The 12,279-nt window shown below is 59.2% G+C and carries 11 protein-coding genes; 7 read left to right on the top strand and 4 right to left on the bottom strand.

Features of this window, described 5'->3' with window-relative positions:
- Positions 1-43: 43 nt before the first annotated feature.
- From AC0Z42_RS19890 to AC0Z42_RS19875, 4 genes are all read left to right on the top strand, one after another.
- Positions 44-1,060, top strand: a complete 1,017-nt coding sequence (locus AC0Z42_RS19890) for a serine hydrolase domain-containing protein (RefSeq protein WP_485469908.1) — start codon at positions 44-46, stop codon at positions 1,058-1,060.
- Between the two features lie 256 nt (positions 1,061-1,316).
- Positions 1,317-2,090: a ferredoxin--NADP reductase gene (locus AC0Z42_RS19885; RefSeq protein ID WP_485469907.1), complete on the top strand. Its 774-nt coding sequence runs from the start codon at positions 1,317-1,319 to the stop codon at positions 2,088-2,090.
- A 175-nt stretch (positions 2,091-2,265) separates the two neighbouring features.
- A complete protein-coding gene (locus tag AC0Z42_RS19880; RefSeq protein ID WP_485469906.1) occupies positions 2,266-3,600 on the top strand; it encodes a S41 family peptidase in 1,335 nt (444 codons plus the stop codon).
- A gap of 113 nt (positions 3,601-3,713) precedes the next feature.
- Positions 3,714-4,910 carry a hypothetical protein gene (locus tag AC0Z42_RS19875; protein WP_485469905.1) on the top strand — a complete coding sequence of 399 codons (1,197 nt, stop codon included), beginning with the start codon at positions 3,714-3,716 and terminating at the stop codon, positions 4,908-4,910.
- Positions 4,911-4,950: 40 nt separating this feature from the next.
- Here the strand turns inward: AC0Z42_RS19875 and AC0Z42_RS19870 are convergent, their stop codons facing one another.
- Complete coding sequence (locus AC0Z42_RS19870; protein ID WP_485469904.1) at positions 4,951-6,417, bottom strand: serine hydrolase domain-containing protein; 1,467 nt, start codon at positions 6,415-6,417, stop codon at positions 4,951-4,953.
- Between the two features lie 364 nt (positions 6,418-6,781).
- On the opposite strand from AC0Z42_RS19870, the gene AC0Z42_RS19865 reads away from it, so the two are divergent.
- From AC0Z42_RS19865 to AC0Z42_RS19855, 3 genes are all read left to right on the top strand, one after another.
- Complete coding sequence (locus AC0Z42_RS19865) at positions 6,782-7,177, top strand: hypothetical protein (protein ID WP_485469903.1); 396 nt, start codon at positions 6,782-6,784, stop codon at positions 7,175-7,177.
- A gap of 80 nt (positions 7,178-7,257) precedes the next feature.
- Complete coding sequence (locus AC0Z42_RS19860) at positions 7,258-7,998, top strand: OBAP family protein (protein ID WP_485469902.1); 741 nt, start codon at positions 7,258-7,260, stop codon at positions 7,996-7,998.
- 40 nt (positions 7,999-8,038) lie between these two features.
- Positions 8,039-8,287, top strand: a complete 249-nt coding sequence (locus tag AC0Z42_RS19855; RefSeq protein WP_065308447.1) for a DUF3297 family protein — start codon at positions 8,039-8,041, stop codon at positions 8,285-8,287.
- A gap of 63 nt (positions 8,288-8,350) precedes the next feature.
- On the opposite strand, the gene AC0Z42_RS19850 is transcribed toward AC0Z42_RS19855, so the two are convergent.
- The 3 genes from AC0Z42_RS19850 to AC0Z42_RS19840 are packed head-to-tail and all read right to left on the bottom strand — an operon-like array spanning position 8,351 to position 12,172.
- Entirely contained in the window at positions 8,351-9,199 is an 849-nt protein-coding gene (locus AC0Z42_RS19850) for an HvfC/BufC family peptide modification chaperone (RefSeq protein ID WP_485469901.1), read from the bottom strand.
- Positions 9,192-10,103: an MNIO family bufferin maturase gene (gene bufB, locus AC0Z42_RS19845; protein ID WP_485470051.1), complete on the bottom strand. Its 912-nt coding sequence runs from the start codon at positions 10,101-10,103 to the stop codon at positions 9,192-9,194. The genes AC0Z42_RS19850 and bufB overlap by 8 nt, the downstream gene beginning before the upstream one ends.
- A gap of 17 nt (positions 10,104-10,120) precedes the next feature.
- Positions 10,121-12,172: a ferritin-like domain-containing protein gene (locus tag AC0Z42_RS19840; protein WP_485469900.1), complete on the bottom strand. Its 2,052-nt coding sequence runs from the start codon at positions 12,170-12,172 to the stop codon at positions 10,121-10,123.
- Positions 12,173-12,279: the final 107 nt, after the last annotated feature.

The raw sequence follows: 12,279 nt of genomic DNA, 5'->3' as shown, positions 1-12,279 counted from the left end.
GAAAGCCGAAGATGACGGCATTGCTGAAAGCAGTCACGAGTTTATGGTTCTTTGCCTGGTCACGACAGCACAGGCGCAGGCGCAGGCGGATGACTATACCACCAGGATAGACAAGCTGATCCAGGAAAAAAGCCCCCGAAGTTTCAATGGCGTCGTTCTGATCACGCAAAACGGCAAGACAAAATATTCAAGAGCCGCAGGCTACGCTGATATCGAGAAGAAAATAGCATTGAAGCCCGACGATAATTTCAGGATCATGTCGAACAGCAAGCAAATCACGGCGGTGCTGATCCTGAGAGAGGTTGAGAAAGGCAACATCGACTTGCAAAGCCCCGTCAGGCGATACCTGCCGGACTTGCCGCAGGCTTGGGCAGACACGGTGACGGTGCATCAACTGCTCAACTTCTCGGCAGGCATCACCGAGTTGGACCAGCCTTTGAGCTTCCAGCCCGGCACGGATTTTTTGTATGGCGTCACGACGTACAGCATGCTGGGCGCCATCCTGGAAAAAACAAGCGGGCAGAAATACATACAGGCGGCAAACGGGCTGTTTCAGGAATTGGGCATGAAAAACAGCTTTTGCTATGAGGAAGACAAGCACAATGACGTCATCAAGGGCTATGTCAATTCGAACAATACCTTTACTTTGAAACAGCATCCGGTCCAGAGAACAGGCTGGCTGGACTTCATCCCCGCAGGCGGCATCGTATCGAATGCCAAAGACTTGAATCTGTGGGATGACAAGCTGCACAAGGGACTCATCCTCACGCCGGCCTCCTACAAGCTGATGACAAGTTACAACATCGCCAGCCAGCATGTGGCGTTTGGCGAGGAAAAAATTGGCTATGGCTACGGCGTGTACGTGAACGACAAAATCCCCGCCAGCTATATCGGGCACTCGGGAAAGGGGCTCGGTTTCGCCTCCATCAAACTGTATTTTCCTGAAAAGGATGTCGATGTGGTCGTGCTGGAAAATCAGTTCAGCGAAGACAGCGCGCTGCATTACCACTTCGAAATCAAAATACGGGAAATTGTAATGAACAGCAGCCTTTTAAGGTAGGCGGCAGCGGCAAGAAACGCCAAAACTGTCTCAGATCAAGATTTTCGCCCTGTCCAAGCCCCCATTTTCGTGCTTTTGCAGCCGGATCTTGCCATCGGCACTATAATGTCGGCATCGCGTGCGGCGGCATTGGCGGCGATAGGCGGTAACAATTTCGCGTCGGGGCCAGTACAATACGGTCTGGACCGACACAGGATGTCACTTTTGCCAGCAGTTGCCAGCACCTAACCATTTTTTTGACCAGCAAACAAATACTATGAGTTCGATGAATGAAGAGCGCGTCTTAAGCGTGCACCACTGGACGGATACCCTGTTCTCCTTTACGACTACGCGCGATCCTTCGTTGCGTTTCTCGAACGGTCATTTCACGATGATCGGCCTGCGCGTGGACGGCAAGCCGCTGCTGCGCGCCTACAGTATCGCCAGCGCCAATTACGAAGAACACCTGGAATTTTTCAGCATCAAGGTACCGGGCGGCCCGCTGACCTCGCGCCTGCAGCACCTGGAAGTGGGCGATACCGTGATCGTCGGCCGCAAACCTACCGGCACCCTGGTCTCCGACTACCTGCTGCCAGGCAAGCGCCTGTACATGCTGTCGACCGGCACCGGCCTGGCGCCGTTCCTGTCCATCGTGCGCGATCCGGACATCTACGAGCGCTTCGACCAGCTGATCCTGGTCCATGGCGTACGCCAGGTCGACGAACTGGCCTACCACGACCTGCTGGTCGAGCACCTGCCGAACCATGAGTTCCTCGGCGAAATGGTGAGCGACAAGCTGCGCTACTACCCGACCGTCACCCGCGAAGACTTCCGCAACATGGGCCGCATCACGTCCCTGATCGAAAGCGGCAAGCTGTTCGAAGACCTGGGCGTGCCTGCGCTGGACCCGGCCGTCGACCGCGTGATGATCTGCGGCAGCTCCGACATGCTGCGCGACCTGAAGGAAATGCTGGAAGAGCGCGGCTTCAAGGAAGGCAATACCTCCACGCCTGGCGACTTCGTTGTCGAGCGCGCGTTCGCCGAGAAGTAATCGCTTTGCCGCTCCCGGGGGCCTGGCCTTGCTGTTCGCGGCAACGCCAGGTCCCTGGTGTTTTCAGCTGTGATTATTGCCGCCTGTCACCGCAATACGACAGGCTGTCGCAATGCCGGCCTGCCGGCACCCGGCATTGCTTAGAATCGAATTCCTTTCCAACTGGATATCGATCATGACCGTTTTGCCACGCCTGGGTGTATTCCTGATGCTGTTGTTCACCAATCCAGGCTTGCGCGCCCAGGACGAGCCCTTGCTCACGCCCGATCAGTTGCGCAACGATTTGCGCTTTATCCAGGACAGCATCGCCGCCACCCATCCGGAACCGGGGTTTTCCGCCGATGAAGCGCAACTGCGGCAAGCGTATCAACAACTGGCCATGCAGCTGCAGCAACCCATGACGCGCGATGCGGCCTGGCGACTGCTGGCCACGCTCAATCCCGTGTATGCCGACGCCCACTTGGCCATTACGCAGCCCGACCCGTACGGCCAGAGCGCCGCGCACCTGAAAGCGGGCGGCACGTTTTTTCCTTACGAAATGGTGGCGGACGCTGCCGGCACGCTGCGTATCCGGGCCGAACTGGGCGGCAACGCCTCGCCACTGGCCGGCGCCCGTGTCGAGCAGATCAACGGCATGCCGGCCAGCCGCATCGTGGCGCACATGCTCGAGCGCATGCATGGCGACACGCCCGCATTTCGCGCCGACCTGCTATCCACCCGCTGGCCCTTCTTTTACTGGAAGATGTTTGGCGATGCGGCGCAATACGTGCTGCTGCTGGCTGACGGCCGGCAGTTGCGCGTACCGGCCGCCGGTGCCATGCCAACCTGGCTGCAAGGACGCAACAGTGCAACAAAGCAATTCCATTTCGAACCGCTGGCCGGCGGTGCCGCGCTGCTGACCATCAACACCTTTGCCTGGCCCGACAAACGCCAATTCACCGAGTTTACCGAGGATGCCTTTCGGCGCATGCGCGAAAGCGGCGTCAACAAGCTGATCATCGACATCCGCGAGAATGGCGGCGGCAATGACGACATGTGGATAGACGGCGTACTGCCCTACCTGGCGAACAAACCTTACCGCTGGGCCTCGACCTACCGCAAGAAAGTGATCAAGGGGCGCGAGAGCGCAAGCGAAAAGCTCGGCGACATCATCGATGGCGAAATCGGCAACTGGCAGCAGCCGCAGCCCAATAACCCCTTGCGTTTCCAGGGCAGTACCTATGTGCTGGTGGGCCGCAATACCTATTCGTCGGCCATTCTGTTTGCCAACGTGATGCAGGATTTTCATTTTGGCAAGCTGGTTGGCGCCGCCAGCCATGCGCGCGCGCGGCAAAGCGGCGGCACGCAAAACTTCAAGCTGCCCAACAGCGGCCTGGGACTGGGCGTGCCGCGCCTGATCTTCCAGCGCCCATCCGGCATCGCCAGCCCGGCGCTGCTGCAACCGGATATTATGCTGCCGGATGACCCGTTCGCGCCGCAGGCACTGGTGGAGGCCGTGCAGAAATTCTAAAGGTCGCGTAGCTTGGAAGATTCGACCAGAGCGATTTTACTGAATAGTACCAGACTATTTTCACTATCTATCAGTTATGCTATGCGCTAACCTATCTTTAATTGGATTGCGCCGTGAAACCAAGCCTGCTGAAAATCCCAGCCACAACTGATGATAAAGAATTTGAAAAACTATGTCTGGCGCTTTACCAAAGACGCTGGAAAGATCCTAATACGCGGATGAATGGGAAGTCTGGCGAATCTCAGCATGGCGTCGATATTTTTGGCGTGGACCGAACGACTGGTAATCGTTCCGGCGTGCAGTGTAAAGTCCGAAGCAAGAAGCCGATATCGATGCGCGAGATTTTGATCGAAATCCAGAAAGCAGAAACATTCTTACCGCAGTTACGCCATTTCATAATCGCCACGACCAGCGACCGCAAAGGAAGTCTTCAAACTGAGGTGAATATTTTGTCCGATGCCAGGGAAGAGAAAGGGCAATTCAGTGTACTTCTTTCATCTTGGGATGACATCTTGCTAATGATAGATGAATATCAAGATATTGGGAAACGATTCTATCCTGCTCAACTTGGAAAACCTGCGCCGAGCGCAAAGGCTGCACCCGCTATACCTCAGCAGTTTGGAAAGCGCTTGCGGCAAGTTTTGAGACTGATAAATGTGAATGTCGCGACATCGTTATCGACCACCAAAATCGCTGAGATGATGAATATAGATAAGGTATCTATAGTAGAGAATTTACTGAAAGGAACAGAGGAACCTGACAGACAGTTTCTTATTCAATTCAGCGAGTGCTTTGGCATCAATTCTAGTTGGCTACTTCATGGTGAGCATGAGCCCTATCTATCTTGCAAATTAATTAATTCGCCTGCGCATGTCATGGCCGAAATTGAGGAGGAGAAGCCTGAGCAGATCATCTTTGTCCGTTCCAATTCGGAATACGCGGAGTGCGCAATCGTGTTCAAATACGGTGACTGGCGCTACAAAATACTGAATGGGAGCTGGCATGTCAGTAAGCACATAGGCGGCTCTGGCACAGCTCAATTAGTTGCCTTATATAATCTTATCAAATTACTAAACAAAACCGAATTTAATTGTCGCGGATATAATGTGGATGAACAGCACTTTCAGAACTTGATTGATGGCCAGTGCTTTCCGGGAGCACTACTCAGTGGTCGCAGTCGTAATGGGGATTGGTACTATGCCCTACTTGACCTTCATCATAAAAACACTACGGCCATACACTATGCAGAATGGTATGGACAGTCATTCGTTGATGCCCAGCAAGTCATCCGTAAGTATCTTTCGTCATGACTGAGGTATATGTCGGTGGGTAGCATGCTCGCCCTATAATTCAGCGCACTTCGATTAGCCTCAACCGTTCGACCGCGTGCTGGTTGCCTGGATCGAGTTCAACCGAGCGGCGATAGTGCGTGACGGCAAGCGCAGTGTCGCCCGCTGCCTCGCTGGCCTCAGCCAGGCTGTCGTGGCCATTGGCGCTATCCGGGTACAGCCGCACCGCCAGCTGGAATACGGCGATGGCGTCGCTGGCCTGCTGCCGGCGCAGCAGGCGATAGCCCCAGGCGTTCAGATCGTTTTCATCCGGCGCGGGCAGCGCATGCTGCTGGCGGATCGCCGTCAGCCGCCGCTCCATATTGTCAAAGCCGGCCTTGCCCATGGTTTGCCGCAGCAAATACAAGGCATGCGCTCCACCCAGTTCCTGGCGCAAGGCCGGCAGATAGAAGCCAGCCACCGTGTCGATCAGTTGCTCGGGCTGGCCACCGGCCAGGTTGGTCAGGATGATAATCGCCAGATCGTCGTTCGGATAGACATAAAACGCCGAGCGCCCGCCGCCGATGCCGGCCACGGCGCGGTGGCCGTCACGGCGGATGGCAGGCCAGCCCAGCGCCCACGGCGCCGGCTTGCCATCATTCAAGGAACCCAGTTGCCACAGCCGCGCCACGCTGGCCGGTGCCAGCAAGCGACCTGACTGCAGCGCGATCAGCCACCTGGCCAGTTCGCCCACATTGCTGTTGATGCCGGCGCCGGCGCGCATGAAGACGGGGAAATCCTCGATCACATTGCGGTAGTCCTTGCCAGCGAGGAAATAGGACGTGGTCTTGTTGCGCACCACGTCTTTGGCGTCGCCAAAGCCGCTATGGGGCATGCCGGCCACATCGAACTGTCCGCGCCGGATGAACTCCACGAAGGCCAAGCCGCTCTGGCGCTCGATCAGCTGTGCCAGCAAGACATAATTGGTCTGGTTGTAGCGGTAGCGCTGGCCTGGCTGGAAATCCATGGGCAGCGCTTGCACGGCTTTCCAGGCTGCATCATTGTCATCGGGCCGCGGCCCCACCAGCTTGCCCGTGGCCTGATCCAGCACATCAGGCAAACCGGAAGTATGGTTGAGCAACTGCGCGATCGTCACGGCTTGCCAGGCGGTTGGCAAGCCGGGCAGGTAGCGTGATACAGACGCATCGAGATCAACCTTGCCCTGCTGCACCAGCTGCATCACGGCCACGCCCGTAAATGCCTTGGTGGCCGAGTTGATGGAAAACAGGCTGGCGTCGCTGACCGGCACGCCATATTGCAGCGAGGCCACGCCAAAATTACGCTTCAATACGACTTTCCCGTGGTGTATGACTGCAATTTGCAAGCCGGGAATTTGCCGCTCCTGCATTTCTTCTTGCAGAAAAGTGGTGACGCTTTGCTCCACGGTCACGCGCTGCTGCGCTGGCGCCACCGTAGTGGCCGCTACGGCACAGGGCGACAAGATGGCGAGCGCGGCGACCAGCGCTGACAGCGGTAAACGGTTGAGCATGGCGACCTTCGATGGACGATTGTTAAATTGCTACGGAGCATCACATATCCAGTTATCACGGTCAACAACTATCTATTTCAACTTGGAGCATGAAGCTGGCGCCACCGCGATGCCACCTCACCGAATAAAACATGGCATTACCGACCGGTAACATTAATTCTATTTTGAAATAGTTGCAATCCACCACAGAATTATCCTACAAAGCGACAGGACGTACCCCTATGGCAGCTGAACTTGTGGCAACGCAGAATGGCTACAACGGCGTACCCAGCATTGCCTTTGAAAATGCCGGGCCGGCGGATGTCAGCGAGTTCATTCTTCGATGGACTGCAAATCAAAGCAACCACTCAATAGAGGACACATCATGGCTTCGAACAGCAATAACGACACGAACAAACAATCGGGCAACCAATCGTCGGGCACGCGCGGCGGCACGCCGGAGCAGCACGCCGAGGCTGGACGTCAAAGCCACAAGAACGACGGCGCCAGCGGCTCCGGCTCTGGCTCGCAGCAATCGGGTTCGCGCGGCACGTCGGGCGGCACCCAAGGTGGCACGCACGAGCAGCATGTGGAAGCAGGCCGTCAAAGCCACAAGAATGACGCCGGCAACAGCGGTGGCTCGAGCGGTTCGCAACAATCGGGTGCATCGCGCGGCTCCAGTGAACAGTCGGGTTCGGGTTCGGGGATGCGCGGCGGCACGCCGGAGCAACACGCCGAAGCTGGCCGCCAAAGCCACAAGAACGATGATGCCAAACGCTGATCGTTAATCAGGCAAGGCATCCTCCTATCGGCCAGGCAAGGCAAGCGCCTGCCTGGCCTTGATACGTGGAACTTCCAACGATGAAAACCCTACCCGCTTTGCTGATGAGCATTTGCGCCATGCTTGCCGGCTGCGGCGCGGACAATACCGGCTCGAATGTGAGCGCGCCAGGCGCGCCGGCGAAGGCCTCCACCCGCACCCTCGAAGCAGGCGCCGCCCTGTTGCAGGACAAGCCACCCATCGAGGCACTGAACGCCTACCTCGACGGATTCCACTTTTACAACGGCAATCCGCACGGCCAGATGGAAGCCCACCACTATTGCGCCATCGTCAATGAGGATGTGATTCAATGCGTGATCTACGACGGCAATGTGAAGAATGCGAAATTGATGGGCGTCGAATATATCGTCAGCGGCCGTTTGTACCAGGGCTTGCCGGACGCCGAAAAATCGCTGTGGCACAGCCATGTGCATGAAGTAAAATCGGGCCAGCTGATTGCGCCGGGCATCCCGGCCGTGGCGGAAAAAGCGCTGATGCAAAAACTGGTGGGCACCTACGGCAAGACCTGGCATACCTGGCATACGGACCTGCACAAGGAATTGCCGCTGGGCGTGCCACAACTGATGATGGGTTTCACGCAGGATGGCCAGGCCGACGCCGCCATGGTGGCGGCACGCGATGCGCGCTTCAAGGTCGACTCGGCCGAAAAACGGCGCCAGCGGGCCGATATCGCCGCACCTGCCATCGATGCAGGCGCCGATGCCTGGCAGCACGGCAAAGTGATACAGCTGCAAGACCCGAGTGGCACGAAGCACCACTGACCCGTTGTCGTGAAGCCCATTCTGGGCGATAATTACGCCCATGAACGATACCACCACCTTACCCCCATTGCCCGATCGCCTGTCGATCGACCCCAGCAGCCCTTATCACGTCGCCGCCGTGTTTGAAAACGACGTGGGCATCAAGTTCAACGACAAGGAACGCCTCGATGTCGAAGAATATTGCATCAGCGAACGCTGGATCAAGGTTGCCTCGACCAAGTCGCTGGACCGCCGCGGCCGTCCGCTGCAGATCAAACTGAAAGGCAAGGTCGAAGCGTTCTACCGCTGATCCTTGATCATCCTGTTGCAAAAGGCCGATTTGATCGGCCTTTTTTGCGTCTGGCACCGTTATTCATTCCATGCCACAAGTAATACCGGCTGCGGCGGCCAGTGGCAGCCACAGCATGGCATCAGCCAGCACCTGGCCTGCCGGCATGGCACACTGACGCGCAGCATGCAATGCAGCGGTCTGCAGACCGGCGGTTTTTTCCTGTGCCACTTGCAGCAGGTGAAACTGCCACGGCAGCAAGCTGTGCATGCTGAGCCGGTAATCCAGGCGCGCGATGGCGACATGGCCGGGCCCCGGTTCGGGCTGGGGTGGCATGGCGTCATCGGGCGCGGCCTGCGCCGCGCGCCAGAATGTCTGCAGTGGAAACGACAGGGCCAGCAGGCGCGTGCACGGCGCCAGCCGTATCGGCGTCTCGCCGCCGCTCAGCCAGGCAAGCTCAGGCATGGAAGGTGGCGCCCGCTGTTCCAGCCCCTGCGCCCTGCCCGCTTCACTGCGCGCGCGTTCCAGCCGGGCCAGTTCGACGGGAAAGCGCAACAGTTCGTCAGCGCCCGCCGGCTGGCTGGCCGCCAGGAAATCGGCAAAGCCCCCGCCCAGGTCGTACAAGGTGGGCGAGCGCGAGGGGTGGCGCCAGACATAAGCACGGGCGAAAAAATCGAACAGTTCCGCGCCCATGGTTTTGCGCAGCACGGGAAAGTCGGCCTGCAGGCATTCGAGCAAACGCTGCACGTAGCCGTCGGCGTAGATATGCAGGCGCGCCTGGCGCCCGGCTGTCGGCTTGAGCACCTCTTCCTGGCTCAGGCCATGGTGCTGCTGCGCCAGCTCGATGCCGCGCTGCGCGCCGCCGGGCGCCGTCATGGCCGTCAGGAACCATGCCTGCAGCTGCGCCAGCGGTAGTTGCTCGGGCTTATGCATGGACATCTCCCAGGTGAAAGCTGAGCGGACTGGACACGGCGCCGCGCGCTGGAACCAATGGTGCTTCGTCCGAAAAATCGCCCCCTTCGGCCGCGCGCGCCTTGGCCAGTTCCGCCAGCAACTGCGGATACGACGGGATATTGGCATCCCACTCCAGCAGCGCCGACACGCCGCCCGTCAGCCGCTGCGCCAGCGCATACAGGCGCCAGACGGCCGCCGGCACCGGTGCATCGTGGGTGTCGATCAGTACTTCTCCGCAATCGGTGGGCCCGGCAAGGTGGATTTGCACGATATGCCTGTGCGGCAACTGGCCGATATAGTGCGCCGCATCGTAGCCATGGTTGTGCGCGCTGACGTACACGTTATTTACGTCCAGCAGCAGGCCGCAGCCGGTGTCTTCGGCCAGGCGGCCCAGGAATTCCCATTCCGGCATGCTGGAACTGGCGAACTCGACATAGGTGCTGGGGTTTTCCAGGATCAGGGGACGCCCGAGAAAATCCTGCACCTGGTGTACGCGCGCGGCCACATGGCGAAAACTGGCTTCGTCCAGCGGCAGCGGCAACAGGTCGTGGCTGTTGACGGAGGCCGCGCCGGTCCAGCACAAATGGTCCGAGATCCAGGCGGGCTTGATCTCTTCAGCCAGCTGGCGCAGCTTGGCCAGGTAGCGCATGTCGAGCGGATCGCTGCTGCCGATCGACAGCGACACGCCATGCATGACGATCGGCACCTGCGCCGCCACTCGCTCCAATACATGGCGGCCATAGCCGTGGTTGTCGATAAAGTTCTCGCTGATAATCTCGAACCAGTCCACCTGCGGTCCGTGTTCCAGGATGTGCTGGTAATGCTGCGGGCGCAAACCGACGCCCAGGCCCAGATGCGGCAGGCCCAGGCGGGGATCCGCCAGTATATTGGCGGCCGTCATCAGGTCGACGGTGGCAGGGCCATGCGCAGATCGGTCGGCGCCGGCTTGGCTGCGGGTGTCGCACCGCGCGCCGCCATTACCTTGGCATACGCTTCCCAGGCCTTGTCGTACACGCTTTCGCCAAGCGCAAAGCTGACGCTCTGGCCCAGCGGCTGCGACTTGTGATCGGGCCCTGGGCCGAAGTTATACAAGGTCATGGTGCCCGGCGTGGCGTTGGGGAACAGTTGCGAGGCCGAAATCGGCACGGCGCAGCCGCCGAAGGTGGCGCATTTGTTGTCGCTCGGCGCGCTGTAGACTTCGTCTGCCGGCACCGGTGGCGGCGGCTTGGGAGCGCCGCACAGATTGCCTGCCACCTTGGTCACCTTGGCCGAATGGCCGCAGGAGGAAGAAGAACCGCCGCCGGCAGCGGAGCCGCCGCACTGGCCGCCGCCCGTATCGAGCTGGGCAAAGCCGCAGCCGCCCTGGGCATGGCAGCCGTTGGAGCCACGGCAGGTATGGTAGACGGCCAGCGCCGCGCAGGTCGCTTCGGCCTCGCCTTCCAGGTGCATGCCCTGGCAGGCGTGGTACAGGATGTCCTTGTCGCGCACCGGCACGCCCGTTTCCAGGTTCGGCGCCTGGCCCAGCACGGCCCAGCACAGCGCCATGCGGTCGCCGGCGCCAACCATCGACGGATACGGAAACGCCGTGCCCTGGTGTTGCCAGTAGGTATCGAGCACTGAGGTGATGCCGTAGATGGCGCCGGTGGCGACCGTGCTCAGCATGGAGAGCGTATTGGACTGGTCTTTCAAACGGTTCAGCGCGCCCGCCACGTCGTCGGGGCCGGGAATATTCTGCGGCGCGGTGGCCGGATTGTAGTGCTCGTTGGTCAGCATGGCCGCATCCCAGACATGGCCGTCCGAGTGCCATTGCGCCCAGGTTTTTACCGGCAGCATGTCCTTCACCTGGCCGAAGCGCTCGTAGTGATCAAATTGGGCGCTGTCGTGGCGGGCCGCCGCGTCGCGCGAATCGGCGTCTCCGCCGTCGTTGCTGTAGGAAGGATAATCGACTTTCAGCGCTTCATCGTCCTCGCGGTAGTCGGGTTGCACGGCCATCAGCATGGCCCCCACGTTGCGGCGATAGCGCTTGATGGCGCCGTCGCTGCCCTCGCCCTGGTCGGTAATCGCGGCCATCATGTCGATCGCCTTGTTGAACGAGGTGATATTGCCGCCATCCTGCACATTCGGCCCGAAGCTGGTGTCGAAGCGGGGGAACTCGGCCTTCTCATGGCCCTCGACGGTCGTGTTGAACATGTCCTGCTGCACCGAATTGTTGACGAACAGCTTCTGCCACAAGGTTTCGCCATCGGTGTACTCGATGCTGATATAAGCCGCATAGCATTCGTACATATAGCCGATGGTGCCGAACAGCGGCAGGTCGTGTACATGCTTGCCCGGCGTCCAGTCGGCCAGCGGCACTTGCGGGAAATACTTGGTGTGATCGACCTTGTCGAAGGCGCGCAACTGCTCCCTGGCCTGCTCTTCCGGCTGCTCGATGGCGCGGAAAAGTTCGCACTGGTTATCGTTCAGCTCTTCCAGGTTGACCCGCACGTGGCTGTAGCCCGAAGTGTCTTTCAGGTCGACGATATGCGGTATGGTGGTCAGCTTTGGCCCGTAGCAGGTCCAGCCATGCTGCTGGTTCTGCAGTTCGGCACCGGTGAAGCACGGCGCCGCGCCGATCGCAGTGGCGATATTCGACGCCATCTGCAGGTGCAGCATTTCCTGGATAAACACGCTGAAAATGATATTGAAGGCCTTTTGCTCATTTGACTCGGGCTTGGCGGTGGTGCTCATGCCCGGCCATTGCCGGCCTTCGTAGTAGCGCACGCCCTTGGAATTGATCTGGTGCGTACCGTAAATCGAATACATGGTGGCCATGTACAGCGGGATGGTAAACAGCTCCACGCTGACGGCCGCCTGCGCAATCGCGCGCACGGCCGCCGTATCGGTGGCCAACTGGTCGAGCGGACGGTGCTTGATCGGCGACTGGGTACTGCCTGCTTCGGGCATTTTCATGCTGGTCTCTCCACGGGTAGGTTGCGTATCGTATCGATGCCAAGCCCGCGCCACTGTGGGCAGCGCCGGGAATGGCTGAAAGATGATAAGCCGCGGAAAGATATTTT

The organism is Janthinobacterium sp. 1L-D-8-B-C4 (genome assembly GCF_057291295.1).
Note: the sequence above shows the minus strand (reverse complement) of the source record. Positions and strands in the feature narration are given on the sequence as shown.